The sequence below is a fragment of the Saccharothrix sp. DSM 118769 genome, from assembly GCF_052936295.1.
This window is the reverse complement of record NZ_CP193627.1, coordinates 9,270,539-9,295,026: the sequence shown is the minus strand read 5'-3', so window position 1 is coordinate 9,295,026 and position 24,488 is coordinate 9,270,539. Positions and strand designations below refer to the sequence as shown.

The 24,488-nt window shown below is 72.8% G+C and carries 26 protein-coding genes; 22 read left to right on the top strand and 4 right to left on the bottom strand.

The window, feature by feature from the left end:
* Positions 1-94: 94 nt before the first annotated feature.
* Genes ACRAKJ_RS39790 through ACRAKJ_RS39780 form a run of 3 tightly spaced genes read right to left on the bottom strand, consistent with a single transcriptional unit; the run spans position 95 to position 3,028 of the window.
* The gene (locus ACRAKJ_RS39790; protein WP_438926454.1) at positions 95-1,204 is read right to left on the bottom strand and encodes a CU044_5270 family protein; all 1,110 of its coding nucleotides are present in this window, start codon (positions 1,202-1,204) and stop codon (positions 95-97) included.
* On the bottom strand, positions 1,197-1,802 hold the full coding sequence (locus tag ACRAKJ_RS39785) for a sigma-70 family RNA polymerase sigma factor (protein ID WP_438926455.1): 606 nt from the start codon (positions 1,800-1,802) through the stop codon (positions 1,197-1,199). Before ACRAKJ_RS39785 ends, ACRAKJ_RS39790 begins: the two co-directional genes overlap by 8 nt.
* Entirely contained in the window at positions 1,799-3,028 is a 1,230-nt protein-coding gene (locus ACRAKJ_RS39780; protein WP_438926456.1) for an isochorismate synthase, read from the bottom strand. Before ACRAKJ_RS39780 ends, ACRAKJ_RS39785 begins: the two co-directional genes overlap by 4 nt.
* Before the next feature lie 12 nt (positions 3,029-3,040).
* Here ACRAKJ_RS39780 and ACRAKJ_RS39775 point away from each other — a divergent pair, with 12 nt between their 5' ends.
* Genes ACRAKJ_RS39775 through ACRAKJ_RS39745 form a run of 7 tightly spaced genes read left to right on the top strand, consistent with a single transcriptional unit; the run spans position 3,041 to position 7,858 of the window.
* Positions 3,041-3,526 (top strand): DUF3592 domain-containing protein, encoded by a 486-nt coding sequence (locus tag ACRAKJ_RS39775; protein WP_438926457.1) that lies wholly within the window; start codon positions 3,041-3,043, stop codon positions 3,524-3,526.
* Between the two features lie 42 nt (positions 3,527-3,568).
* Complete coding sequence (gene paaA / locus ACRAKJ_RS39770) at positions 3,569-4,501, top strand: 1,2-phenylacetyl-CoA epoxidase subunit PaaA (RefSeq protein ID WP_438926458.1); 933 nt, start codon at positions 3,569-3,571, stop codon at positions 4,499-4,501.
* Positions 4,498-4,782 (top strand): 1,2-phenylacetyl-CoA epoxidase subunit PaaB, encoded by a 285-nt coding sequence (gene paaB, locus ACRAKJ_RS39765; RefSeq protein WP_438926459.1) that lies wholly within the window; start codon positions 4,498-4,500, stop codon positions 4,780-4,782. Before paaA ends, paaB begins: the two co-directional genes overlap by 4 nt.
* Positions 4,779-5,669, top strand: coding sequence for a 1,2-phenylacetyl-CoA epoxidase subunit PaaC (gene paaC / locus ACRAKJ_RS39760; RefSeq protein WP_438926460.1), 891 nt, complete (start codon positions 4,779-4,781; stop codon positions 5,667-5,669). The genes paaB and paaC overlap by 4 nt, the downstream gene beginning before the upstream one ends.
* Positions 5,663-6,157: a 1,2-phenylacetyl-CoA epoxidase subunit PaaD gene (paaD, locus tag ACRAKJ_RS39755; RefSeq protein WP_438926467.1), complete on the top strand. Its 495-nt coding sequence runs from the start codon at positions 5,663-5,665 to the stop codon at positions 6,155-6,157. The genes paaC and paaD overlap by 7 nt, the downstream gene beginning before the upstream one ends.
* Positions 6,158-7,204: a 1,2-phenylacetyl-CoA epoxidase subunit PaaE gene (paaE, locus tag ACRAKJ_RS39750; RefSeq protein ID WP_438926461.1), complete on the top strand. Its 1,047-nt coding sequence runs from the start codon at positions 6,158-6,160 to the stop codon at positions 7,202-7,204. It begins immediately after the preceding gene.
* Positions 7,205-7,222: 18 nt separating this feature from the next.
* A complete protein-coding gene (locus ACRAKJ_RS39745) occupies positions 7,223-7,858 on the top strand; it encodes a hypothetical protein (RefSeq protein WP_438926462.1) in 636 nt (211 codons plus the stop codon).
* A 132-nt stretch (positions 7,859-7,990) separates the two neighbouring features.
* On the opposite strand, the gene ACRAKJ_RS39740 is transcribed toward ACRAKJ_RS39745, so the two are convergent.
* Positions 7,991-8,815 (bottom strand): inositol monophosphatase family protein, encoded by an 825-nt coding sequence (locus tag ACRAKJ_RS39740; RefSeq protein WP_438926463.1) that lies wholly within the window; start codon positions 8,813-8,815, stop codon positions 7,991-7,993.
* Positions 8,816-8,959: 144 nt separating this feature from the next.
* Between ACRAKJ_RS39740 and ACRAKJ_RS39735 the strand changes: the two genes are divergently transcribed.
* The 15 genes from ACRAKJ_RS39735 (at position 8,960) to nuoK (ending at position 24,484) form a co-directional block, all read left to right on the top strand.
* Entirely contained in the window at positions 8,960-10,063 is a 1,104-nt protein-coding gene (locus ACRAKJ_RS39735) for a glycosyltransferase (RefSeq protein ID WP_438926464.1), read from the top strand.
* Positions 10,060-11,169, top strand: a complete 1,110-nt coding sequence (locus ACRAKJ_RS39730) for a glycosyltransferase (protein ID WP_438926465.1) — start codon at positions 10,060-10,062, stop codon at positions 11,167-11,169. The genes ACRAKJ_RS39735 and ACRAKJ_RS39730 overlap by 4 nt, the downstream gene beginning before the upstream one ends.
* A gap of 9 nt (positions 11,170-11,178) precedes the next feature.
* Positions 11,179-11,868, top strand: a complete 690-nt coding sequence (locus ACRAKJ_RS39725; RefSeq protein ID WP_438926466.1) for a demethylmenaquinone methyltransferase — start codon at positions 11,179-11,181, stop codon at positions 11,866-11,868.
* Positions 11,869-12,136: 268 nt separating this feature from the next.
* Entirely contained in the window at positions 12,137-13,414 is a 1,278-nt protein-coding gene (locus ACRAKJ_RS39720) for a geranylgeranyl reductase family protein (RefSeq protein WP_438924446.1), read from the top strand.
* A gap of 346 nt (positions 13,415-13,760) precedes the next feature.
* Positions 13,761-14,126: an NADH-quinone oxidoreductase subunit A gene (locus ACRAKJ_RS39715; RefSeq protein WP_306743720.1), complete on the top strand. Its 366-nt coding sequence runs from the start codon at positions 13,761-13,763 to the stop codon at positions 14,124-14,126.
* Between the two features lie 11 nt (positions 14,127-14,137).
* Positions 14,138-14,686, top strand: coding sequence for an NADH-quinone oxidoreductase subunit NuoB (locus ACRAKJ_RS39710; protein WP_438924447.1), 549 nt, complete (start codon positions 14,138-14,140; stop codon positions 14,684-14,686).
* Between the two features lie 110 nt (positions 14,687-14,796).
* Positions 14,797-15,495: an NADH-quinone oxidoreductase subunit C gene (locus ACRAKJ_RS39705; protein ID WP_438924471.1), complete on the top strand. Its 699-nt coding sequence runs from the start codon at positions 14,797-14,799 to the stop codon at positions 15,493-15,495.
* Positions 15,492-16,895 carry an NADH-quinone oxidoreductase subunit D gene (locus ACRAKJ_RS39700; RefSeq protein ID WP_438924448.1) on the top strand — a complete coding sequence of 468 codons (1,404 nt, stop codon included), beginning with the start codon at positions 15,492-15,494 and terminating at the stop codon, positions 16,893-16,895. Before ACRAKJ_RS39705 ends, ACRAKJ_RS39700 begins: the two co-directional genes overlap by 4 nt.
* Positions 16,892-17,692, top strand: a complete 801-nt coding sequence (gene nuoE, locus ACRAKJ_RS39695; RefSeq protein ID WP_438924449.1) for an NADH-quinone oxidoreductase subunit NuoE — start codon at positions 16,892-16,894, stop codon at positions 17,690-17,692. Before ACRAKJ_RS39700 ends, nuoE begins: the two co-directional genes overlap by 4 nt.
* Before the next feature lie 12 nt (positions 17,693-17,704).
* Positions 17,705-18,985 carry an NADH-quinone oxidoreductase subunit NuoF gene (gene nuoF / locus ACRAKJ_RS39690; RefSeq protein WP_438924450.1) on the top strand — a complete coding sequence of 427 codons (1,281 nt, stop codon included), beginning with the start codon at positions 17,705-17,707 and terminating at the stop codon, positions 18,983-18,985.
* On the top strand, positions 18,982-21,468 hold the full coding sequence (locus tag ACRAKJ_RS39685) for an NADH-quinone oxidoreductase subunit G (RefSeq protein WP_438924451.1): 2,487 nt from the start codon (positions 18,982-18,984) through the stop codon (positions 21,466-21,468). The genes nuoF and ACRAKJ_RS39685 overlap by 4 nt, the downstream gene beginning before the upstream one ends.
* Positions 21,465-22,796 (top strand): NADH-quinone oxidoreductase subunit NuoH, encoded by a 1,332-nt coding sequence (gene nuoH, locus ACRAKJ_RS39680; RefSeq protein ID WP_438924452.1) that lies wholly within the window; start codon positions 21,465-21,467, stop codon positions 22,794-22,796. The genes ACRAKJ_RS39685 and nuoH overlap by 4 nt, the downstream gene beginning before the upstream one ends.
* On the top strand, positions 22,783-23,349 hold the full coding sequence (gene nuoI / locus ACRAKJ_RS39675; protein WP_438924453.1) for an NADH-quinone oxidoreductase subunit NuoI: 567 nt from the start codon (positions 22,783-22,785) through the stop codon (positions 23,347-23,349). Before nuoH ends, nuoI begins: the two co-directional genes overlap by 14 nt.
* A complete protein-coding gene (locus ACRAKJ_RS39670) occupies positions 23,346-24,188 on the top strand; it encodes an NADH-quinone oxidoreductase subunit J (RefSeq protein WP_438924454.1) in 843 nt (280 codons plus the stop codon). The genes nuoI and ACRAKJ_RS39670 overlap by 4 nt, the downstream gene beginning before the upstream one ends.
* Entirely contained in the window at positions 24,185-24,484 is a 300-nt protein-coding gene (gene nuoK, locus ACRAKJ_RS39665) for an NADH-quinone oxidoreductase subunit NuoK (protein WP_053715303.1), read from the top strand. Before ACRAKJ_RS39670 ends, nuoK begins: the two co-directional genes overlap by 4 nt.
* Positions 24,485-24,488 lie beyond the last annotated feature (4 nt).

Sequence of the window (24,488 nt, the reverse complement as noted above, 5' to 3'; positions counted from 1 at the left end):
TTGGACTCCCGGGGTCTGGGCGTTGGACTCCCGGGGTCTGGGCGTTGGACTCCCGCGGGGCCGGCCCGGGTGGGCGGCCCCGCGGGAGTCGCGGTCAGGAGGTCGCGCCCAGGGCGTTGACGACCTTGGTGGTGATGGCGGAGTAGCCGGTCACCGTGCCGGGCGCGATCCACGGGCTGTGCGGCTCCGGGCCGGCGACGGTGCGCTCGCCGATGAAGTCGCCGGTGGCCGGGTCCACGATCAGCTCGCGGTGCTCGTTCGGGCTCTCGACGGCGACGGCGACGCCGACGCGGCCGTCCAGGTTCACGTTGCCGTCGGTCACCGCCACGCCGTCGAGCGTCGCCAGCGCCCGGTACAGCGCGGCCCGCAGGTCGGCGGGCACGAGGCCGGTGTGCAGCAGCTGCACGGCCCAGTGGAACGCCGCGGTCGGCGCGCCGCCGCGGTGCGCGGTGGCGTCGCGCAGCCACTGCGCGAGGGCCTGCGGGTCGCGGGGGAGGCCCGTGTAGAAGTCCGGGTTGTCCCAGTCCCGCGGGTCGCCGCAGACCTTCCTCGGCTGCGCGTTCGGGAAGAAGTCGCCGCACTTCCCGCGCCGCTCGCCCTTCGCGGTCACGTCCGGCTCGGGCAGCGGGGCCTCGGACCGCGGCACCGAACCGCCCAGGAACTTCGCGCCCTCCAGCGGCGTGCGCCGGTTCAGCCACTCCTGGGTGATGTCGTGGGGGATCCAGGTCTCGGTGCGCGACTCGACCAGGTAGTCGTAGCCGGCCGGCGTCGGGTTCGGCTCGCCCACGGGGGTGCCCACCGCCACGCCGCGCTGGTTCCACTCGTGCGCGGCGACGTAGCGGTACTGGCCGGGCGCGAGCGGCTGGTCGACGGCGGTGATCGCGTCGGCCGCCATGGTCAGGTACTCCCGCGCGGACAGCAGCCGGACCGGCGGCACCTCGGACTCCGGGACGCCGGTGGCCGGCTGTTCGGCGACCTGCCGGGTGCCGGGGCCGCCGGTGCCCACCGCCACCACGCCGGTGACCAGCGCGGCGGCCGCGGCGACGGCGACCGGCAGGTACCAGCGGCGGGGCGCGGGGCGCTCCGGGGCGGCGGACTCGGCCGCCGCGGCGGCCAGGACGCGGGCGCGCACGGCGTCCAGCGGGGCGTCGGACGCGCGGGCGTCCCGGTTCAGGTCGGCGAGGGCGTCGTCGAGTTCACGCATCGCGGGTGGTCTCCTCGGAGAGCAGGGCCTGGAGCCTGGTGCGGACCCGGTGCAGCCGGGAGCGGACGGTGCTGTCGTTCTCGCCGAGCGCGGCGGCGACCTCGGCCGGGGACAACCCGGCCCACGAGGTGAGCAGCAGCGCGTCGCGGTCCTCGTCGCGCAGCCCGGCGAGGGCGCGGGCCAGCACGTCGGTGCTGCGCTGGGCGTCCACGCGGTCCGCGACGGCGGCGCCGTGGTCGGGTTCGGGGCGGCCGACGAGCCGCAGCCCGGCCCGCCTGCCCCTGGTCTCGCGGCGGAGGTGCTCGCGCACGAGGTTCGTGGCGATCCCGTAGAGCCAGCCCTTGACGGGCGCGCGCCCCGGGTCGTAGCTGCGCCGCCGCTTCAACGCCACGAGGAACGTCTCGGCGACCAGGTCGTCCGCCGCCGAGTCGCCCACCCGGCCGGCCAGGTAGCCGCGCAGCTGCCGCGCGTGCGCGTCGAACAGCTCGGCGAACGCGGCCGTCACGTCGGGCCCGCGGAGGTCCGGTGGGTCGTCCAGTGCTGTGGTCACGTACCGGTTGGCCGGAGCACCGCCCGGCGTCCCGGTGACCTCGGTCACAGCCCTTCGAGGGCCTCGCGGAACGGCAGCATCTTGGCGTGCGCCTCGCGCACCTCGGTGTCGGGGTCGGACTCGGCGACCAGGCCGCACCCGGCGAACAGGCGGGCCGTGCGGCCCTCCACCCGCGCGCAGCGCAGCGCGATGCCCAGCTCGCCGTTGCCGTCGCCGTCGACCCAGCCCACGGGACCGGCGTAGCGGCCCCGGTCCAGGCCCTCCAGCTCCTCGATCACCCGGATCGCGTCGGCCCGGGGCGTGCCGCCGACCGCGGCCGTGGGGTGCAGCGCCGCGCCGAGGGCGAGCAGCGACGGCGTGCCGCTCAGCTCGCCGATCACGTCGCTGGACAGGTGCGAGACGTTCGGCAGCCGCAGCACGGACGGGCCGTCCACGGACAGCGACGAGCAGAACGGCCGCAGCGTCTCGACCAGCGACGCCACCGCGTACCCGTGCTCCTCGCGGTCCTTGCCGGAGGACATCAGCGCGCCGGCCAGCTCGTCGTCGGACATCCCGTCGTGCGGCCACGTGGTGCCCGCCAGCACGCGCGAGTCGACCACGGACCCGGTGCGGCGCAGCAGCAGCTCGGGGGTCGCGCCGATCAGGCCGTCCACCGCGTACACCCAGCACTCGGGGTAGCGCTCGGCCAGGCCGGCGAGCACGAACCGGTGGTCGATCGGCTCGTCCGCGACGGCCAGCAGGTCGTGCGCCAGCACCACCTTGTCCAGTTCGCCCGCCCGCATCCGGGCCACGGCGGCGCGCACGGCCTCGCGGTACGCGGTCACGGGCAGCTCGCCGTCGGCGTAGCGCACCCCGGTCGGCCGCCGCACGGGCCGCACCCCGTGGTGCCGCGGCGCGCCGACGGTGGTGGTCCAGGTGTGGCCGCCGCGCCGGCCGACCACGACCTCGGGCACGACCAGCACCGAGCGGCCCGGCCGGTCGGAGAACGCCATGCTCGCGAACGCCACCGGCCCGCTGCCGGGCACGCCCAGCTCGTCGTCCACGTCCAGCGACGCGGTGAACTCGGCCCACCAGCGGTCGGCGGCGGCGAACCGATCGGGCCCCGACGCCTCGAACCGCGCCGCCTCGCCCCAGCCGACCAGCCCCGAGCCGTCGCGGACCCAGCTCAGCGCGCCGGTCGGCGAGGGCAGAGCGCCCACGAGGTCGTCGCCGGACGTGCGCCCGGTGTGCACGCGCAGCCGCTGTCGTGTTCGAGAGGCAGGAGCCGATGTCACACCAACGAGGGTATGGAGTCGTCCCTGAGAGACGGGGTGAGGACCGTCCTAGACTCCTCGGTTGTGGTGGACGACGCAGTGCGCACGGGTGCCCGCCCGAAGGTGAAGCTCCTGGTCGGCCGGGCGTTGCTGGTGCTGGGCGCGGTCGTCACGCTGATCGGGGTGATCCTGCTCGCGGCGTGCTGGCGCGACGACCTGATGATCGAGGGGCGGCTGGGCAAGGCGACCGCCGAGGTGGTCTCCGTCTCGTTCCAGCGCACGGTCGTGCGCTTCGCGACCCCGGACGGCGCGGTGCACAGCCCGTCGCAGGGCCTGCTCTACCCGGACGGCCTGGAGCCCGGCCAGCTCGTGCGCATCGAGTACGACACCGCCGACCCCGAGGTGGCCCGGGTCGCGGGCCGCACCGCCGTGCTCGCCCTGCTGCCCATCGGCACGTTCCTGCTCGCCGTGTGGGCGGTGCTGTTGCCGCTGGTCTGGTGGCTGCGCCGCCGCTTGTGACAGTTCTCCTCAAAAACAGCGTTCAGGTGTAACATCGCCTCCATGGACCTGGAGGCGGAGTTCGAGCGCACCGTCGCGGCAGGGCAGCGCGTCGAACCGCGCGACTGGATGCCCGACGGCTACCGCAAGACGCTGATCCGGCAGATCGCGCAGCACGCGCACTCCGAGATCATCGGCATGCAGCCGGAGGGGAACTGGATCAGCCGCGCGCCCTCGCTGCGCCGCAAGGCGATCCTGCTGGCCAAGGTCCAGGACGAGGCCGGCCACGGCCTCTACCTGTACGCCGCGACCGAGACGCTCGGCGCCGACCGCGGCGACCTGACCGGGAAGCTGATCTCGGGCAGGCAGAAGTACTCCTCGATCTTCAACTACCCGACGCTGTCCTACGCCGACGTCGGCGTGATCGGGTGGCTCGTGGACGGCGCCGCCATCTGCAACCAGGTGCCGCTGTGCCGCACGTCCTACGGGCCGTACGCGCGGGCGATGATCCGCATCTGCAAGGAGGAGTCCTTCCACCAGCGGCAGGGCTACGAGCTGCTGATGACGATGATGGGCGGCACCGACGCGCAGCGCGCCATGGTGCAGGAGTCCGTCGACCGGTTCTGGTGGCCGTCGCTGATGATGTTCGGCCCGCCGGACGCGGAGAGCGCCAACACCGAGCGGTCGATGGCGTGGCGGATCAAGCGCAACACCAACGACGAGCTGCGGCAGAAGTTCGTCGACATGACCGTGCCGCAGGCCGAGAAGCTCGGCGTGACGCTGCCCGACCCGGAGCTGCGGTGGAACCCCGAGCGCGGCCACCACGACTTCGGCCAGCCGGACTGGGACGAGTTCTGGCAGGTCGTCGGCGGCAACGGGCCCGCGAACAAGCAGCGCGTCGAGCACCGGCGGCGGGCGCACGAGGACGGCGAGTGGGTGCGCGCGGCGGCCGGGGCGCACGCCGCCAAGAGGGCTGTTCGGGAGGACGTCGCATGAGCTCGTCGTGGCCGCTGTGGGAGGTGTTCGTCCGCGGCAAGCGCGGGCTGAACCACGTGCACGTGGGCTCGCTGCACGCACCGGACGCCGAGATGGCCGTCCGCAACGCGCGCGACGTCTACACCCGCCGCAACGAGGGCGTGTCGATCTGGGTGGTGCCCGCGGCGGCGATCACCGCGTCCTCGCCGGACGAGAAGGACCCGTTCTTCGAGCCCAGCGGCGACAAGGTCTACCGGCACCCGACGTTCTACGACATCCCCGAGGACGTGCCGCACCTATGAGCTTCGACAACGCGTACGAGTCCCTGCTGGGCGAGGACGACGCGCACTGGGCGTTCGGCACCGGGTTCGCCGAGCCGCTGACCGGCGTCGACCGCGAGGTGCCCGCCGGCGTCGACCGCGCCGACCTGGCCGCGTACTGCCTGATGCTCGGCGACGACGCCCTGGTGCTGTCCCAGCGGCTGGCCGAGTGGACCTCGCGCGCGCCGGAGCTGGAGGAGGACGTCGCCCTCGCCAACATCGCGCTCGACCTGCTCGGCCAGGCCAGGCTGCTGCTCACCCGGGCCGGCGAGGTCGAGGGCGCGGGTCGGGACGAGGACGCGCTGGCGTTCCTGCGCGACGAGCGGGACTTCCGCAACGTGCACCTCGCCGAGATCGAGTGCGGCCCGGTCGCCGGCGGCGACTTCGCCACCACGATCGCGCGGCTGCTGGTGTTCTCCTCCTGGAAGGTCGCCTCCTACTCGCGGCTGAGGGGCAGCGCGGACCCGGTGCTCGCGGCCGTCGCCGAGAAGGGCCTGAAGGAACTGGCCTACCACCGCGACCACGCGGCGCAGTGGACCGTGCGGCTCGGCGACGGGACCGAGGAGTCCCACCGGCGGATGCGGGCCGGGCTGGAGCGGGTGTGGCCGTTCGTCGACGAGCTGTTCGCGCCGCACGCCGTCGAGCTGCGGCTGGCCGGCGTCGCGGTGGACCCGTCCGGGCTGCGGGCCGAGGTGGACGGGGTGCTCGACGCCGTGCTGTCGGCGGCCGGGCTGGAGCGGCCCGCGGACGTGCCCGCGGCGCGGGTGAACGGCCGGGCCGGGCGCGACGGCGTGCACACCGAGGCCATGGGCTACCTGCTGGCCGAGATGCAGCACCTGCACCGGTCGTTGCCGGGGGCCGTCTGGTGACCGCCTACGACGTGGCCGCGGGCGTGCGCGACCCCGAGCTGCCCGTGCTGACGCTCGCCGACCTCGGCGTGCTGCGGGACGTGACCGAGGCCCCGGACGGGCGGGTGTCGGTGACGATCACGCCCACCTACTCGGGGTGCCCCGCGCTCGACGAGATGGGCGCCGACCTGCGCCGCTCGCTGTCGGCCGCGGGGTACGGGCCGGTGGAGGTGCGGACCTCCCTGTCGCCCGCGTGGACCACCGACTGGATCAGCGAGGACGGCCTGCGCAAGCTGCGGGAGGCGGGCATCGCGCCGCCGTCCCGGCTGGGGCCCCGCGCCGTCGGACCGGTGCCGCTGAACCTGGTGCCGCCGCCCGCCCGGGTGGCCTGCCCGCGCTGCGGGTCGTCCCGCACGGCCGAGCTGTCCCGGTTCGGGTCGACGGCGTGCAAGGCGCTGCGCCGGTGCCTGGACTGCGCCGAGCCGTTCGAGCACGTGAAGGAGATCTGAGTGGCGCGGCCGGGGTTCCACAAGCTGACCGTCGCCTCCGTCGAGGGGCTGTGCTCCGACGCGGTGGCGGTGACGTTCGACGTGCCCGCCGCGCTGGAGGAGGTCTTCGCCTTCCGCGCCGGGCAGTTCGTGACCCTGCGCAACGGCGACGAGCGCCGGTCGTACTCGATCTGCGCGGCCGTCGGCACCCCGCTGCGCATCGGCGTGCGGCGGGTGGACGGCGGGCTGTTCTCGACGCTGCTGGTGGACCGCGTGCAGCCCGGCGACGTGCTGGAGGTGCTGCCGCCGGCCGGGAACTTCACCCCCCGCGACCTCGTTGCCCCCGGCGACCACCACGCGCTGGTCGTCGCCGGTTCGGGCATCACGCCCGCGCTGTCGATCGCCGCCACCGTCCTGGCCGCCGGGGCGCGCGTCACGCTGCTGTACGGCAACCGGCGGGCCGACACGGTGATGTTCGGCGACGAGCTGGCCGACCTCAAGGACCGGTACCCGGCGCGGTTCCAGCTCGTGCACGTGCTGTCGCGGGAACCCCGGGACGTCGAGCTGTTCTCCGGCCGGCTCGACGCGGCGAAGCTGCGGGCGCTGCTCGGGACCGTCGTGCCGTGGGCCGACGTGGACGACTGGTGGCTGTGCGGCCCGTACGGGCTGGTGACGGACGCGCGGTCGGTGCTGTCCTCGCTCGGCGTCGCGGACGACCGCGTGCACCACGAGCTGTTCCACGTGGACGAGCCGCCGCCCGCGCCGCGCCGCGCCGACGAGTCGGTGGTGGCCGCCGCGACGTGCACCGTCGTGCTGGACGGCCGGTCCACCGACGTGCCGCTGCCCGCGGACACCCCGATCCTCGACGCGGCCCAGCGGGTGCGCTCCGACCTGCCGTTCGCCTGCAAGGGCGGCGTGTGCGGGACGTGCCGCGCGCTGGTCGTGTCGGGCGAGGTGGAGATGCGCCGGAACTACGCCCTGGAGCCGCGCGAGGTGGAGGCCGGTTTCGTGCTGACCTGCCAGTCGGTGGCGCGGACCACGGCGATCACGGTCGATTTCGACGCCTGATCTGGCACATTGGTGCACATGGGACGGTCGGCGCTGTGGGGACTGCTCATCGGCACGGTGCTGATGACGGCCTTGTTCATGTTCGGCCTCGCCCTGCCTACGGCCGACGACGAGGTCAACGTCGTCGCGAGCCTCATCGCCTCGCTGATGCTCGGCACCCTGATCGGCGGCGTGCCGGGCACCCTGCTCGGCCTGGTCGTGGGCGCCGCCCGCCGCCCGCGCCACCAGGTCCACCCACCCCTGGCCCACCCGCCCCTGCCGCCCCTGCCGCCCCCGCCGCGCCTGGCGCCCCCGCCCCCGAACGACCGCTGGTCCGCGATGGTCGCGAGGTGCGAGCTGGCCGTCAGCCGGGTCAACGCGGCGGTGGCCACCGTCCCCCTCTCCCCGGCCCGCGAGTGGTTCCAGCGCATCGCCGCCCAGTTCGGCGCGGAGCTGGGGGACGTCCGCCGCATCGCCGACCTCGGTCGCGCCCTGGGCGCCGGCCAGGACCACCCGGTGTCCCAACGCCTCGCCGCGGCGGTGCACGACTTCACCGCGTTCGAGGACGAGGTGGGCCGCGTGGCGCTCCGGATGTTCACCCAGCCGTCCCTCGACAACGCCCGCGTGCACCTGGAGGTGCTGGAGCAGCAGCTACCGCACCTGGGCAACAGCTGACGGGCCGGTAGGCGTCCGGACAGCGCGAAACCCGGCAACCGACCGTCCGGACGGTGAACCGGGTCCACTTCCGGGTCCTACTGGACCCGGCGGGGACAACTCTGGCGCAGAGCGGGCCCTGCGTCAAACGGCCTAACGGGCCATCGACGACTGCCACCACCCGAGGACCTCCTCCGCCACCTCCGGCATGGCCACGAGCAGGCCGTCCACCGGCAGCGGGGCGTCCTCGCCCCTCCGGTCCAGCACGACGGCGCCCGACTCGACCGCCAGCGCCACCGCGCCCGCCACGTCCCACTCGTGGTAGCTGTGCAGGACCGCCGCCGCCGCGTGGCCCAGGGCCACCTGCGCGACCGCCAGCGCCTTCGAGCCCAGCACCCGCACCCCGGTGCCCGCCACCGCCGCGCGCGAGATGAACTCGCCCATCCCCGGCCACGGCCCGGTCCTCGTCATCTCCGTGCACACGATCGCGCTGACGGCCTGGTCGCCCAGCTTCACGGGCGTGCCGTTGGCCCTCATCCCGCGCCCCCGCGCCGCGGCGTAGATCTGCGCCCGGTACGGGTCGGCCACGACGCCGACGACCGGCCCCCACCGGTCGACCAGGGCGAGGCTGTAGGCGCACCACGGCACGCCCGCCACGTAGTTCGCGGTGCCGTCCACCGGGTCCACCACCCACCGGAACGGCACGTCCGCGGCGACGTCGGTGTCGACGTTCTCGCAGAGCACCGGGATGTCGGGGAACTCCGCCGTCAGCACGCGCCGCGTGTGGCGCTCCAGCGTGCGGTCGGTGTCGGTCACCCAGTCGAACGGCGACGCGTCGTCGTCCGGTCGCGCACCGCGCCCCGCCGTCGCCATGATGACGTCGGACGCGTCGTTGGCCAGGCGACCCGCGACCTCCAGCGCGATCGACACCAGGCCGGGATCGACGGGCTGCGCGGGTCGGGACGACAAGACGGTCATGCCGACCTAGTGTCACCGCAGAGTGTGGCCGCGACGCGTACTCCAGGTGAAACCGCGGCCAACGTCAACGCCGTCGCGCGGAGTTCCGCGGGCGTTCGCCGAGGTGTCACGCCGACGTGTCCTCCGGCCCGCAGGGTGGTCGGCGTGCGCGTAGCGATCGTCACCGAGAGCTTCCTCCCCCGGGTCAACGGCGTCACCAACTCCGTCCTGCGCGTGCTGGAGCACCTGCGGGCACGCGGTCACCAGGCCCTCGTCGTCGCGCCGGGCCCCGGCCCCGAGGACCACGGCGGCACGCCCGTCGTCCGCGTCCCGGCGGTGGACCTGCCGCGGTTCAGCTCGCTGCCGGTGGGCGTGCCGACCCGCCGCGTGCTGACCGCCCTGCACGACTTCCGGCCCGACGTGGTGCACCTGGCCAGCCCGTTCGTCCTGGGCGCGCGGGGCCTGTCGGCGGCGCGCGCGCTCGGCGTGCCGACCGTCGCGGTCTACCAGACGGACGTCGCCGGGTTCGCGGGCCACTACGGCCTCGGGCTCACGGCGCGCGCCGCGTGGCGGTGGACGCGCCGGCTGCACGCCCGCGCCGACCGCACGCTCGCGCCGTCGACCTGGGCGGTGGCGGCCCTGGAGGAGCACGGCGTGCCGCGCGTGCACCGGTGGGGCCGGGGCGTGGACGTGGAGCTGTTCCGCCCGGACCGCCGCGACGACGCGCTGCGCCGCGCGCTCGCCCCGGGCGGTGAGCTGCTGGTCGGGTACGTCGGCCGCCTGTCGCCGGAGAAGCGGGTGGACCGGCTCGCGGCGCTGCGCGACCTGCCGGGCGTCCGGCTCGTGGTCGTCGGCGACGGGCCGGAGGAGGAGCGGCTGCGCCGGGAGCTGCCGGGCGCGGCCTTCCTGGGCTTCCGGTCGGGCGCGGAGCTGGCGACCGCGTACGCGAGCCTCGACGTGTTCGTGCACACCGGGCCGCACGAGACGTTCTGCCAGGCCGTGCAGGAGGCGCTGGCCAGCGGCGTGCCGGTGGTGGCGCCGGACGCGGGCGGGCCGCGCGACCTCGTGCGACCGAACACCGGCTACCTGTTCATCGACGACGACGGGCTGCGCGCAGCCGTCGAGGACCTGCGCGACCCGCTGCGCCGCCGGCAGTACGGGCAGGCGGCGCGGCGCTGGGTGCGCGGCCGGACGTGGGCGGCGGTGTGCGACGAGCTGCTGGGCCACTACGCGGCCGTGCTGGACGTCCAGGAGCGGCGCGCCGCGTGAGGATCGTGCAGCTGGCCAACTTCTACGGCCCCCGCTCCGGTGGCCTGCGCACGGCCCTGCACCACCTGGGCGCCGGGTACGCCGCGCACGGCCACGAGGTCGTCCTGGTGGTGCCCGGCCCCGCGCACGCCGACGAGCGGCTGGCCGGCGGCGTGCGCCGCGTCACGCTGCCCGCCCCGCGCATCCCCGGCACGGGCGGCTACCGCGCGGTCGACCCGTGGCGGGTGCGGGCGCTCCTCGACCGGCTCGCGCCGGACCGGCTGGAGGTGTCCGACCGGCTCACGCTGCGCGGCATGGGCCGCTGGGCGGCGGAGCGCGGCGTGCCCGGCGTGGTCATCTCGCACGAGCGGCTGGACCGGCTGCTGGAGCAGTTCCTGGTGCCCGCCGGCGTGGCGCGCCGGGTGGCGGACGCGGCCAACGCCCGCATGGCCGCCTCCTACGACGCGGTGGTGTGCACGACGGCGTTCGCCCGCGAGGAGTTCGACCGGATCGGGGCGCGCAACGTCGTGCGCGTGCCGCTGGGCGTGGACCTGCGCACGTTCACCCCGGCGCGGCACGACCGGTCGCTCAGGGCCGACCTCGCGCGGGGCGCGGACGCGCTGCTCGTGCACTGCGGCAGGCTCTCGGCGGAGAAGCACGTCGAGCGCAGCGTCGACACCGCCGCCGAGCTGCACGCCGCCGGGCACCGGGTCCGCCTGGTCGTCGCGGGCGACGGACCGCGCCGGGAGGCGCTGGAACGCCGGGCCGCGGGCCTGCCGGTGACGTTCCTCGGGTTCCTGGGCGACCGCGCGGCCGTGGCGGACCTGCTGGCCGCCGCCGACGTGTCCCTCGCGCCGGGCCCGCACGAGACGTTCGGCCTGGCCGCCCTCGAAGCCCTCGCCTCCGGCACGCCGGTGGTGGTCTCGGCGTCGTCGGCGCTGCGGGAGATCGTGCGGCCGGGGTGCGGGGCGGCGGTGGCCGACCACGCGCCGGCGTTCGCGGGCGCGGTGAACGCGCTGCTCGACGACCCCGAGCCGGCCCGCCGGGGCGCGGCGCGGGCACGTGCCGAGGAGTACCCGTGGCAGGCGGCGGTGGACGGGATGCTGGCCGCTCTGCGCGTCACCTAGGCTGTTTTCATGTCGCGCGCAGGTCTGGACAAGAACCCCCGCGAGGTCGCCGAGATGTTCGACGGCGTGGCCAAGGGCTACGACCGCACGAACTCGGTCATGACCCTGGGGTTCGACCGGCGCTGGCGCGAGTGGAGCAGGCGGGTGCTCGACGCCCGCCCCGGTGAGAAGGTGCTGGACCTCGCGGCGGGCACGGCGGTGTCCACGGTGGAGTACGCGGCGTCCGGCGCGTGGTGCGTGGCGGCGGACTTCTCCGTCGGCATGCTGCTCGGCGGGCGGCACCGGGACGTGCCGAAGGTCGCCGCCGACGCGCTGCACCTGCCGTTCGCGGACGGCGCGTTCGACGCGGTGACGGTCAGCTTCGGGCTGCGCAACTTCAACGACACCGAGGCGGCGCTGCGCGAGATGGCCCGCGTGGTGCGGCCCGGCGGCCGGCTGGTGGTGTGCGAGGTGTCGACGCCCACGTTCCGGCCGTTCCGGTACGTCTACATGCGCCACCTGCTCAAGGTCCTGCCGCTCATCGCGAAGTTCGTCTCGTCCAACCCGGACGCCTACAAGTACCTCGCCGAGTCGATGCGCACGTGGCCCGACCAGCGCGCGCTGGGCGAGGTCGTCGCCCGCGCCGGCTGGGAGGACGTGGCCTGGATGAACCTGACCGGCGGCATGGTCGCCCTCCACCGCGCCACCAAACCCGCCTGACCCCCGCCGAGAGTCCAACCCCCAGGCCCCGAGAGTCCAACGCCGGGGCCTCGAGAGTCCAACGCTCAGGTCGCGAGAGTCCAACGCCCAGGACCCCTGAGTTCTACGTCCGGAACGTAGAACTCAGGGGTCCTGGAGGTACGACTCTCGGGACCTGAGCGTTGGACTCTCGGGGTCTGAGCGTTGGACTCTCGCGGGTGGTGGGGGTCTCAGGGAGGCGCAAGTAGACTCGGGTGGGACTTTGTGAACACGGGCACAAGGAGCGGGGATGACGACTCCCAGCCGCCGCAAGGCAGGCGAGGACGCCGAGGTGATCGTGGTCGGCGCGGGGCCCGCGGGGTCCACCGCGGCCACCTACCTGGCACGGGCCGGCCTGGACGTGGTGCTGCTGGAGAAGAGCACCTTCCCCCGCGAGAAGGTCTGCGGTGACGGCCTCACGCCGCGCGGCGTGAAGCAGCTGATCGACCTGGGCATCGACACCCGGGAAGAGGCCGGCTGGCTGCACAACCGCGGCCTGCGGGTGGTCGGCGGCGGGGTGACGCTGGAGCTGGACTGGCCCGAGCTGGCCACGTTCCCGCCCTACGGCGTGGTGCGCCCCCGGCAGGACTTCGACGAGATGCTGGCGAAGGCCGCCGTCGCGGCGGGCGCCCGGATGCACGAGCAGACCACCGTCACGGGCGCGCTCGTGGAGAACGGCCGCGTGGTCGGCGTGCAGGCGAAGCAGGGACCGGGCAAGGAGCCGGTGACCTACCGCGCGCCGCTGGTCCTGGCCTGCGACGGCGTGTCCGCCCGCCTCGCGCTGAGCGTCGGCATCCAGAAGGACGACGCGAAGCCGATGGGCGTCGCGGTCCGCCGCTACTACGCCAGCCCGCGCACCAAGGACGACTACCTGGAGTCGCACCTGGAGCTGTGGGACCGCCAGAACGACGTGCTGCTGCCCGGCTACGGCTGGATCTTCGGCATGGGCGACGGCACGGTGAACGTCGGCCTGGGCATCCTCAGCACGTCGAAGGCGTACGGCACCACCGACTACCGCGCGCTGCTCAAGAGCTGGCTCGACGGCACCCCGGAGGAGTGGGGCTTCCGCGAGGAGAACGCCACCGGCAAGATCGGCGGCGCGGCCCTGCCGATGGGCCTCAACCGGAAGCCGCACTACCGGGACGGGTTGCTCCTGGTGGGTGACGCGGGCGGCATGGTGAACCCGTTCAACGGCGAGGGCATCGGCTACGCCATGGAGTCGGCGCGGATCGCCGCCGAGAGCGCCGTGCAGGCCCTGGCCCGCGGGGGCGCGAGCCGCGAGCGCGCGCTGCACGGCTACCCGGTGCGCATCGAACAGGCCCTGGGCAGCTACTACCGGCTCGGCAACGTCTTCAGCAAGCTCATCGGCAACCCCACGATCATGCGCACGGCGACCAAGTACGGGCTGCCCCGCAAGACCCTGATGAAGCTGGTGCTCAAGCTGCTGGCCGGTTTGTACGACCCGAAGGACGGTGACTCGTTCGACCGCATCATCACCGCCGCCACGAAGGTCACCCCAACGGCCTAATCTCCGTCACTCGAACGTCTCAGCGCCGTCCTTCGGGACGGCGCTGTTTCGTATTCAGTGTGCTCCCGTTCACCCCCGACCGTCCCAACTGGTGATCTACACCGCGTAAGCCCAGGTCAGGAACGGTGTGGGGGGTGTGTGTCACGCCTCTGTGTGACGTTCTACACTGGCCCGCAGGTCTTGTGAATCAGTTCACAACCGGCTGTGATGCCTTGTGAAGTGTTTCACAAGCGACCTGCGGATTGTTAGGCGTGCCTAACTCCCGGAGGGCGCAAGAACACCCCATAGGGTGCGCAACGGTCAGCGGTGCACCACCACCGCGACAGCGAGGAAAGGACGACGGAGAGTGCTGGACGCTTACCTCCCCCTCGTATTGATGTTCGCCCTCGCCGGCGCCTTCGCGCTGTTCTCGGTGACGGCCGCGCCGTACATCGGCCCCCGCCGGTACAACCGCGCGAAGCTGGACGCCTACGAGTGCGGCATCGAGCCGTCGCCGCAACCCGTGGTGGGCGGTGGCCGCATGCCGGTCGCCTACTACCTCACGGCGATGCTGTTCATCCTGTTCGACATCGAAATGGTCTTCCTCTACCCGTTCGCGGTCTCCGCGGACCGGCTGGGCCTGTTCGGCCTGGTGGAGATCGCACTGTTCGTCGCCACGGTCGGCTTCGCGTACGCCTACGTCTGGCGTCGCGGCGGCCTCGACTGGAACTGAGGGGGAAGACCATGGGCCTCGAGGAGAAGCTCCCGAACGGCATCATGCTGGCCAGCGTCGAGAAGCTGGTCAACTGGACCCGCAAGTCCTCGCTGTGGCCGGCGACCTTCGGCCTGGCCTGCTGCGCCATCGAGATGATGACCACCGGCGCCCCGCGGTACGACCTCGCGCGCTTCGGCATGGAGGTCTTCCGGGCCTCGCCGCGCCAGGCCGACCTGATGATCGTCGCGGGCCGGGTCACCAACAAGATGGCCCCGGTGCTGCGGCAGATCTACGACCAGATGCCCGAGCCGCGCTGGGTGCTGGCCATGGGCGTGTGCGCCTCCTCCGGCGGCATGTTCAACAACTACGCGGTCGTGCAGGGCGTGGACCACGTCGTGCCGGTCGACATGTACCTGCCCGGCTGCCCGCCGCGGCCGGAGATGCTGATCGACGCGATCCTCAAGATCCACGCGAAGATCATGGACGAGCCGCTGGGCCCGGCCCGCGCCGCGCTGCTGGCCGAGCAGGGCCACCGCACCGAGCTGATCCCGTCGTCCCAGCGCTTTGCGAAGAAGTGAGCGGTATGCCCAACGAGAACAGCGCCGAGGACAGGAACGCGCCGGGCGAGGTCGCCAAGACCCCCGGCGCGGGCACCCCGGACAACGGCGAGGCCCTCAGCTCGTCGACCATGAGCGAGGCCCAGCACGAGGAGCACCAGGCGCGCGGCGGTGTCGCCGCGGGCCGGGCGCGCCGGGGCATGTTCAACACCTCCGGCTCCGGTGACACGTCGGGCTTCGGCGGCCTGCGGCTGCCCGCCCACGTCGCCGCGCCCTCCGAGCGGCCCTTCGGCGGCTGGTTCGACGAGGTCGCCGACGAGCTGCTCGCCGCCATCCGGGAGAAGGGGCTGCCGGCCGACACGGTCCAGCAGATCACCGTCGACCGCGGCGAGATCACCTTCTACCTGCGCCGCGACGACCTGGTCGAGGTGGCCCGCATCCTCCGCGACGACCCGGCGCTGCGCTTCGAGCTGTGCAGCTCGGTGTCCGGCGTGGACTACGGCACGGACGTCGCGCAGCGGCTGCACTCCGTCTACCACCTGACCTCGATGACCTACCGCCGGCGCATCCGGCTGGAGGTCGCGGTCGACGTGGACGACGCGCACGTCCCCAGCCTGGTGTCGGTGTACCCGACCGCGGACTGGCAGGAGCGCGAGACCTGGGACATGTTCGGCATCGTCTACGACGGCCACCCGGGCCTGACCCGGATCCTCATGCCGGACGACTGGGACGGCCACCCGCAGCGCAAGGACTACCCGCTCGGCGGCATCCCGGTGGAGTACAAGGGCGCGGAGATCCCCCCGCCAGACCAGAGGCGGTCCTACTCATGACCGAACGTCTTTCCGACGTGAACACGGGCACCGACACCAGCGCGGCCGGCCGTGACAGCGACTCGTACGAGGCCAACCGCACCACCCCGAACCCGGACTCCTACGCGGGGGCCCGGCAGACGACCGAGGGCACCGTCTACACGGTGACCGGCGGCGACTGGGACGAGGTGCTGGCCGAGGCCGCGGGTGACGAGCGCATCATCATGAACCTGGGTCCGCAGCACCCGTCGACGCACGGCGTGCTGCGCCTGGTGCTGGAGCTGGAGGGCGAGACCGTCACCCAGGCCCGCAGCGTCATCGGCTACCTGCACACCGGCATCGAGAAGAACGTCGAGTACCGGAACTGGACCCAGGGCGTCACCTTCGTGACGCGCATGGACTACCTGGCGCCGCTGCACAACGAGGCCGCGTACTGCATGGCGGTCGAGAAGCTGCTCGGCATCACCGTGCCGCAGCGCGCGCAGGTGATCCGGGTCGTCCTGATGGAGCTGAACCGGATCTCCTCGCACCTGGTGGCGCTGGCCACCGGCGGCATGGAGCTGGGCGCGCTCACCGGCATGACGTCGGGCTTCCGCGAGCGCGAGGAGGTCCTGCACCTGCTGGAGTTCCTCACCGGACTGCGGATGAACCACGCGTTCATCCGCCCCGGCGGCCTCGCGCAGGACCTGCCGCAGGGCGCGGAGCAGAAGATCGCGGACTTCATCAAGGTGATGGACTCCCGGCTGCCCGACTACGACAAGCTGCTCACCGGCCAGCCGATCTGGCGCAACCGGCTGGAGGGCGTCGGCTACCTGCCGGTGGACGCCTGCCTCGCGCTCGGCATCACCGGTCCGATCCTGCGCTCCGCGGGCCTGCCGTGGGACCTGCGCAAGGTCGACCCCTACTGCGGCTACGAGAACTACGACTTCGACGTGCCCACGTCGAACGCGGCCGACTCCTTCGCGCGCTACCGGCTGCGCCTGGAGGAGATGCACCAGTCGCTCAGGATCATCCGGCAGGCCGTGGACAACCTCGTGCCCGGACCGGTCATGGTCGAGGACGCCAAGGTGGCCTGGCCCGCGCAGCTGACCATCGCCGCCGACGGCATGGGCAACTCGCTGGAGCACGTCCGCAAGATCATGGGCCAGTCCATGGAGTCCCTGATCCACCACTTCAAGCTGGTCACCGAGGGTTTCGCGGTGCCGGCGGGCCAGGTGTACGTGCCGATCGAGTCGCCGCGCGGCGAGCTGGGCTACCACGTCGTCTCCGACGGCGGCACCCGGCCGATGCGCGTCCACGTGCGCGAACCCAGCTTCGTGAACCTCCAGTCGATGCCCGCGATGTGCGAGGGCGGCATGGTCGCCGACGTCATCGCCGCGGTGGCCTCTATCGACCCGGTGATGGGTGGTTGTGACCGATGAGCACTCCCGAGAACGTCCTCGCGGCCTCGCCGCTGGACCCGGTGGCGACGCAGGCCACCGCGACCGAGGGCCACGTCGACACGAGCGTGTTCGACGAGGAGACCGCGGCCAGGGCGCGGGCGATCATCGCCCGCTACCCGGTGGCCCGCTCCGCGCTGCTGCCGATGCTGCACCTCGTGCAGTCGGTCGAGGGGTACGTCAGCCAGGCGGGCATCACGTTCTGCGCCGACCAGCTCGACCTGAGCAACGCCGAGGTCAGCGCGGTCGCGACGTTCTACACCATGTACAAGCGCCGCCCGTGCGGCGAGCACCTGGTGAGCGTCTGCACGAACACCCTGTGCGCCGCCCTCGGCGGTGACGCGATCTACGCGGGGCTGCGCGAGCACCTGGGCTCGAACGGCAGGCCGCTCGGCCACGAGGAGACCTCGGGCGAGCCGGGCGCGCCGGGTTCGATCACGCTGGAGCACGCCGAGTGCCTCGCCGCGTGCGACCTCGCCCCGGTGCTCCAGGTGAACTACGAGTACTTCGACAACCAGACGCCCGAGAAGGCGCTGGAGCTGGTCAAGTCCCTCCAGGCGGGGGAGAAGCCCCACCCGACGCGCGGCGCGCCGCTGACGGACTTCCGCCAGGCGGAGCTCCAGCTGGCCGGGTTCTTCGAGGGCCGGGAGGCGGACCTGGACGGCCCGTCGGCCGCCCCCGAGACGGTGCGCGGCGCGGCCCTGGCCGCCGAGCGCGGGTGGACGGCTCCGGCGATGCCGGACAACGCGGAGTTCCCGCCGCTGCCGGAAAAGAAGTAGGGGGAGGTCGACGTGGTTGATTCCTTGACTCCCGTCCTCACCAAGCGCTGGCTGTCGCCGCGCTCGTGGACGCTGAGGACCTACGAGCAGCTGGAGGGGTACACGGCGCTGCGCAAGGCGCTGACCGCGCACCCGGACCAGCTGATCCAGCAGTGCAAGGACTCCGGGCTGCGCGGGCGCGGCGGCGCGGGCTTCCCCACCGGCATGAAGTGGGGCTTCATCCCGCAGAACGACGGCAAGCCGCACTACCTCGTCATCAACGCCGACGAGGGCGAGCCGGGCACCTGCAAGGACATCCCGCTGATGATGGCGGACCCGCACTCGCTGATCGAGGGCATCATCATCACCTCGTACGCGATCCGGGCGAACTTCGCCGCGATCTACGTGCGCGGCGAGGTGCTGCACGTCATCCGCCGGCTGCACGCCGCCGTGCGCGAGGCGTACGAGGCCGGGTACCTGGGCAAGGACGTCCTGGGCTCGGGCTTCGACCTCGACCTGGTCGTGCACGCCGGCGCCGGCGCGTACATCTGCGGCGAGGAGACGGCGCTGCTCGACTCGCTGGAGGGCCGTCGCGGCCAGCCGCGGCTCAAGCCGCCGTTCCCGGCGACCTCCGGCCTGTACGCCTCGCCGACCGTGGTGAACAACGTCGAGACGATCGCCAGCGTCCCGTACATCGTCAACGGCGGCGCGGACTGGTTCCGCACCATGGGCCGCGAGCGGTCCCCGGGCCCGAAGATCTTCTCCCTGTCCGGCCACGTCGAGCGCCCCGGCCAGTACGAGGCCCCGATGGGCGTCACGCTGCGCGAGCTGCTGGACATGGCGGGCGGCATGAAGGACGGCGTCCCGCTGAAGTTCTGGACGCCGGGCGGCTCGTCCACCCCGCTGTTCACCGCGGAGCACCTGGACGTGCCGCTGGACTTCGAGGGCGCGGCCGAGGCGGGCTCGATGCTCGGCACCACCGCGCTCCAGATCTTCAACGAGACGGTGTCCGTGCCGTGGGCGGTCATGAAGTGGACCGAGTTCTACAAGCACGAGTCGTGCGGCAAGTGCACGCCGTGCCGCGAGGGCACCTACTGGCTCGTGCAGATCCTGCAGCGGATGGTCGCGGGCAACGGCACGGCCAGTGACATCGACACGCTGCTGGACGTCTGCGACAACATCCTGGGCCGTTCGTTCTGCGCCCTCGGTGACGGCGCGGTCAGCCCGATCACCAGCGGCATCAAGTACTTCAAGGACGAGTTCCTGGCCCTGTGCGACCAGAACTCCAAGGTGTTGGCAGGTGCTGGCGCATGACGATCGCCCCTGACAAGAGCACGGAGCTGGTGGTCCCCGAGGGCCACGTGAAGCTCGTCATCGACGGCGTCGAGGTCGTCGCGCCCAAGGGCGAGCTGCTGATCCGCACCGCGGAACGGCTCGGCACCGTCATCCCGCGCTTCTGCGACCACCCGCTGCTGGAGCCCGCGGGCGCCTGCCGGCAGTGCCTGGTCGAGGTGGAGATGGGCGGCCGGCCGATGCCGAAGCCGCAGGCCAGCTGCACGATGACGGTCGCCGACGGCATGGTCGTCAAGACGCAGCTGTCCTCGCCGGTGGCGGACAAGGCGCAGCAGGGCGTGATGGAGCTGCTGCTCATCAACCACCCGCTGGACTGCCCGATCTGCGACAAGGGCGGCGAGTGCCCGTTGCAGAACCAGGCCTTGGCGCACGGCCGCGCGGACTCCCGCTTCCACGAGCACAAGCGGACGTTCCCGAAGCCGATCCCGATCTCCACGCAGGTGCTGCTGGACCGGGAGCGGTGCGTGCTGTGCCAGCGCTGCACGCGGTTCTCGGCGCAGATCGCCGGCGACCCGTTCATCGAGCTGCTGGAACGCGGTTCGCAGCAGCAGGTCGGCGTGGCGCAGGAGAAGCCGTTCCAGTCCTACTTCTCCGGCAACACCATCCAGATCTGCCCGGTGGGCGCGCTGACCAGCGCCGCGTACCGGTTCCGCGCCCGCCCGTTCGACCTGGTGTCCACGCCGGGCGTCTGCGAGCACTGTTCGTCGGGCTGCGCCACGCGGACCGACTGGCGGCGCGGCAAGGTGCAGCGCCGGCTGGCGGCCGACGAGCCCGAGGTCAACGAGGAGTGGACCTGCGACAAGGGCCGCTTCGCGTTCCGCTACGCCACGGCCGAGGACCGCGTCCGCCGCCCGCTGGTGCGCGACGAGGCGACCGGCGAGCTGCGCGAGACGTCCTGGACCGAGGCGCTCCAGCGCGCGGCCGAGGGCCTGGCGAAGGCCCGCGACGGCAAGGGCGTCGGCGTGCTGGCCGGTGGCCGGCTCACCGTCGAGGACGCCTACGCGTACTCGAAGTTCGCCCGGATCGCGCTGCGCACCAACGACGTCGACTTCCGCGCCCGCGCCCACTCGGCCGAGGAGCTGGAGTTCCTGACCGCCTCGGTGCTGGGCTCGAACCCGGACAACGGCGGCGTGACCTACGCGTCGATCGAGTCCGCCCCGGCCGCGCTGCTGGTGGCGTTCGAGCCGGAGGAGGAGTCGCCGATCGTCTTCCTGCGGCTCCGCAAGGCCGCCCGCAAGAACCGGACCAGGGTGTTCCACCTGGGCCAGTTCACGACCCCGGCGGTCGAGAAGACCAACGGCGTGCTGCTCGCGTGCGTCCCCGGCCAGGAGCCGTCGGCGCTCAACGCGCTGCCCGAGCACGCCGCCGACGTGGTCGAGGACCTGTCGAAGCCGGGCGCGGTGATCCTGGTCGGCGAGCGCGCCGCCGAGGTCCCGGGCCTGTTCTCCGCGGTCGCGGCGCTGGCCGGGCGCACCGGTGCGAAGGTCGCCTGGGTGCCCCGCCGGGCCGGTGAGCGCGGCGCCCTCGAAGCGGGCCTGCTGCCCACGCTGCTGCCGGGCGGTCGCCCGGTCGGCGACGCGGCGGCGCGTGCCGAGGTCGAGGCGGCGTGGGGCCTGGACGCGGGCGCGCTGCCCGTGCGGGCCGGCCGCGACACCGCGGGCATCCTGACCGCCGCCGCGAGCGGTGGCCTGGACGCGCTGGTCGTCGGCGGCGTCGACCCGTCCGACCTGCCGGACCCGGGGCTGGCCGAGCGCGCGCTCGACCTCGCCGGGTTCGTGGTCAGCCTGGAGCTGCGGCACAGCGCGGTCACCGCGCGCGCCGACGTCGTGCTCCCGGTCGCCCCGGCCGTGGAGAAGGCGGGCAGCTACCTCAACTGGGAGGGCCGCCCCCGCCCGTTCAGCACCACGCTGGAGGGCACCGGCGCGCTGCCGGACTGCCGGGTGCTGGACACGCTGGCCGTGGAGATGGACGCGGACCTGTTCACGCAGACCCCGGCGTCCGCCGCGGCCGACCTGGCCCGCCTCGGCACGGCCGCGGTGACCGCGCCCGCGCCGACCGTCCCGGCGCCGCTGCTGACCCAGCCCCGGGAGGGCCAGGCGGTCCTCGCCACCTGGCGCCGCCTGCTGGACAACGGCTCGCTGCAGGACGACGAGCCGAACCTGGCGGGCACCGCGCGCCCGGTGGTGGCCAAGCTGTCCGCCGCCACGGCCGCGCACCTGGGCGTCCACCCGGGCGGCGAGATCACCGTCTCCACCGACCGGGGCGAGGTGGTGCTGCCCGTCGAGGCGGCCGACCTGCCCGACGGCGTCGTGTGGCTGCCCGGCAACTCGGGCGCGGTCACCGTGCGGCGCAACCTGGTCGCGGGGCACGGCTCCGTGGTCGCGGTCGCGCCGGTCGTCACGGGCACCGCGGAGAAGATCACCTCGCCCGGAGGCAAGGCATGAGCACCGCAGAACTGATCGCCGACGACCCGCTCTGGCTGATCGTCGTCAAGGTCGTCGGGATCTTCGCGTTCCTCGTCGTCATGACCCTGTTCATGATCAACTGGGAGCGCAAGGTCGTCGCCCGGATGCAGCAGCGGCCCGGTCCCAACCGGGTCGGGCCGAACGGCTGGCTCCAGTCGCTCGCCGACGGCCTCAAGCTGGCGTTCAAGGAGGACATCCGCCCGGTCCTGGCGGACAAGTGGGTGTTCTTCCTCGCCCCGGTGATCTCCTGCATCCCCGCGTTCGTCGCCTTCTCGGTCATCCCGATCGGCGGCGAGGTCTCGATCTTCGGCGAGCGCACCGCCCTCCAGCTCGTCGACCTGCCGGTCGGCGTGCTGGTCGTGCTGGCCTGCTCCTCGCTGGGCGTGTACGGCATCGTGCTGTCCGGCTGGGCGTCCGGCTCGCCCTACCCGCTGCTGGGCGCGCTGCGCTCGGCCGCGCAGGTGATCTCCTACGAGATCGCGATGGGCCTGTCGATCGTCGCGGTCGTCATGCACTCGCACTCGCTGTCCACCTCCGACATCGTCGAGTCGCAGTCCAGCGGCTGGTACTTCTACCTGCTGCCGGTCAGCTTCCTCATCTACGTCACGTCGATGGTCGGCGAGACCAACCGCGCCCCGTTCGACCTCCCCGAGGCCGAGTCGGAGCTGGTCGGCGGCTTCCACACCGAGTACAGCTCGCTGAAGTTCGCGCTGTTCTTCCTCGCCGAGTACGTCAACATGGTCACCGTCTCGGCGCTGGCCACCACGCTGTTCCTGGGCGGCTGGAAGTTCCCGTTCGTCGGCGACGACCACCTGCTCAACAGCGGCTGGTTCGGCCTGCTCTGGTTCGTGGTCAAGACGCTGGGCTTCCTGTTCCTGTTCATCTGGCTGCGCGGCACGCTGCCCCGCCTGCGCTACGACCAGTTCATGCGGCTGGGCTGGAAGTTCCTGGTCCCGATCGCCCTGGTCTGGTTCGTCGCGGTGGCCTTCGCCCGCTACCTGCGCCAGGAGTGGGAGGCCAACAGCGGCCTCGACACCTCCACCGCGCTCATCGTGATCGGCTCGGTCCTCGCGATCGTGCTGCTGATCGCGTTCCTGCTCCCCGACAAGCGGGAGCCGCACGACCCCGACGCCGTCCCGCTCACCGGCGGCGGCTTCCCGGTGCCCCCGCTGGACCTCCAGGTCCCGAAGGCCCCGCCGCGCCGGCAGGTGCCGGTCGCGGAGCTGCCGACCACGGACCAGACCAGGGAACCGGCGTCAGTCACGTCCACCTCGGCGGGAAAGGAGGCCGGCGATGGGGGTCTTTGATCCAGTCAAGGGTTTCGGCGTCACCTTCGGCACCATGTTCAAGAAGGTCGTCACCGAGGAGTACCCCGAGGTCAAGAAGGTCACCGCGCCGCGGTTCCACGGCCGCCACCAGCTCAACCGGCACCCGGACGGGCTGGAGAAGTGCGTCGGCTGCGAGCTGTGCGCCTGGGCGTGCCCGGCGGACGCGATCTTCGTCGAGGGCGGCGACAACACCGAGGAGGAGCGCTACTCCCCGGGTGAGCGCTACGGCGCCGACTACCAGATCAACTACCTGCGCTGCATCGGCTGCGGCCTGTGCATCGAGGCGTGCCCGACCCGCTCGCTCACCATGACCAACGAGTACGAGCTGGCCGACGACTCCCGGCAGAAGCTGATCTTCACCAAGGAGGACCTGCTCGCGCCCCTGCTGGCCGGCATGGAGCAGCCGCCGCACCCGATGCGGCTGGGCGAGAACGAGCAGGACTACTACGTGAACGGGCCGCAGCTCGCCAAGGCCGCCGGCGTGCCGGCCGGGCAGACCGTCGAGACAGGGCCCGAGGAGGCGGCGAAGTGAGCCCCACGTCGTTCCTGCTCCAGCAGCCCGACGCCGTCCAGCGCGCGGTCGACACCATCACCACGGGTGAGGCCGTCGCGTTCTGGGTGCTCGGCCCGCTGGCCCTGGCCGGCGCGCTGGGCATGCTGTTCGCCCGCAACGCGGTGCACTCCGCGCTGTGGCTCGTGCTCACCATGCTCAGCCTCGGCGTGCTCTACATGGTCCAGCAGGCGCCGTTCCTCGGCTTCGTGCAGATCATCGTCTACACCGGCGCGATCATGATGCTGTTCCTGTTCGTGCTGATGCTGGTCGGCCGGGACAGCTCGGACTCCGTCGTCGAGGTGCTGCGCGGCCAGCGCCTGGCCGCCACCGCGCTCGGCATCGGCTTCGCCGCCCTCGTGGTCGGCTCGCTGGCCCGCGCGCTCACCGACGTGGACGCGATCGGCCTGGCCGAGCAGAACAGCACGAACGGCGGGAACGTCGCCAACATCGGCGAGGCGCTGTTCACCGACTACCTGTTCCCGTTCGAGCTGACCTCCGCCCTGCTGATCACGGCCGCGGTCGGCGCGATGGTGCTGGCCTTCGCCTCCCGCACCACCGCGGTGAAGAAGACGCAGCGCGAGCTGGTCGAGGAGCGCTTCCGCGGCGACCGCCCCGGCTCGCTGCCCGGCCCCGGCGTGTTCGCCACCGCCAACTCGGTGGCCACGCCCGCCCTGCTGCCGGACGGCTCGGTCGCCGCCGAGTCCCTGTCCGAGCTGATCGAGACGACCGCCAGGGAACGTCTCGACGATGACGTGGCGGAGGTGTCCGGCACCGGGCACGAGCCCGACGCGCGCGCGCTCAAGGGAGAGTCGTCGTGACCCCTACGTACTACCTGCTGCTGTCCGCGCTGCTGTTCAGCCTCGGCGCGGTCGGCGTTCTGGTGCGGCGCAACGCCATCGTGGTGTTCATGTGCGTGGAGCTGATGCTCAACGCGGTGAACCTCAGCCTGGTCACGTTCGCCCGCATCAACGGCGGGCTGGACGGCCAGGTCATGGCGTTCTTCGTGATGGTCGTGGCCGCGGCCGAGGTCGTGGTCGGCCTGACGATCATCATGGCGATCTTCAAGACGCGTCGCTCGGCCTCGGTCGACGATTCCAACCTGCTGAAGTACTGAGGGG

What these genes read in the sequence shown, in the direction of transcription:
- ACRAKJ_RS39790 (WP_438926454.1), bottom strand. Translation starts at nt 1,204, where the DNA reads ATGCGTGAACTCGACGACGCCCTCGCCGACCTGAACCGGGACGCCCGC.
- ACRAKJ_RS39775 (WP_438926457.1), top strand. Translation starts at nt 3,041, where the DNA reads ATGGAGTCGTCCCTGAGAGACGGGGTGAGGACCGTCCTAGACTCCTCG.
- paaA (WP_438926458.1), top strand. Translation starts at nt 3,569, where the DNA reads ATGGACCTGGAGGCGGAGTTCGAGCGCACCGTCGCGGCAGGGCAGCGC.
- paaB (WP_438926459.1), top strand. Translation starts at nt 4,498, where the DNA reads ATGAGCTCGTCGTGGCCGCTGTGGGAGGTGTTCGTCCGCGGCAAGCGC.
- paaC (WP_438926460.1), top strand. Translation starts at nt 4,779, where the DNA reads ATGAGCTTCGACAACGCGTACGAGTCCCTGCTGGGCGAGGACGACGCG.
- ACRAKJ_RS39745 (WP_438926462.1), top strand. Translation starts at nt 7,223, where the DNA reads ATGGGACGGTCGGCGCTGTGGGGACTGCTCATCGGCACGGTGCTGATG.
- ACRAKJ_RS39740 (WP_438926463.1), bottom strand. Translation starts at nt 8,815, where the DNA reads ATGACCGTCTTGTCGTCCCGACCCGCGCAGCCCGTCGATCCCGGCCTG.
- ACRAKJ_RS39725 (WP_438926466.1), top strand. Translation starts at nt 11,179, where the DNA reads ATGTCGCGCGCAGGTCTGGACAAGAACCCCCGCGAGGTCGCCGAGATG.
- ACRAKJ_RS39720 (WP_438924446.1), top strand. Translation starts at nt 12,137, where the DNA reads ATGACGACTCCCAGCCGCCGCAAGGCAGGCGAGGACGCCGAGGTGATC.
- ACRAKJ_RS39710 (WP_438924447.1), top strand. Translation starts at nt 14,138, where the DNA reads ATGGGCCTCGAGGAGAAGCTCCCGAACGGCATCATGCTGGCCAGCGTC.
- ACRAKJ_RS39705 (WP_438924471.1), top strand. Translation starts at nt 14,797, where the DNA reads ATGAGCGAGGCCCAGCACGAGGAGCACCAGGCGCGCGGCGGTGTCGCC.
- ACRAKJ_RS39700 (WP_438924448.1), top strand. Translation starts at nt 15,492, where the DNA reads ATGACCGAACGTCTTTCCGACGTGAACACGGGCACCGACACCAGCGCG.
- nuoE (WP_438924449.1), top strand. Translation starts at nt 16,892, where the DNA reads ATGAGCACTCCCGAGAACGTCCTCGCGGCCTCGCCGCTGGACCCGGTG.
- ACRAKJ_RS39685 (WP_438924451.1), top strand. Translation starts at nt 18,982, where the DNA reads ATGACGATCGCCCCTGACAAGAGCACGGAGCTGGTGGTCCCCGAGGGC.
- nuoH (WP_438924452.1), top strand. Translation starts at nt 21,465, where the DNA reads ATGAGCACCGCAGAACTGATCGCCGACGACCCGCTCTGGCTGATCGTC.
- nuoI (WP_438924453.1), top strand. Translation starts at nt 22,783, where the DNA reads ATGGGGGTCTTTGATCCAGTCAAGGGTTTCGGCGTCACCTTCGGCACC.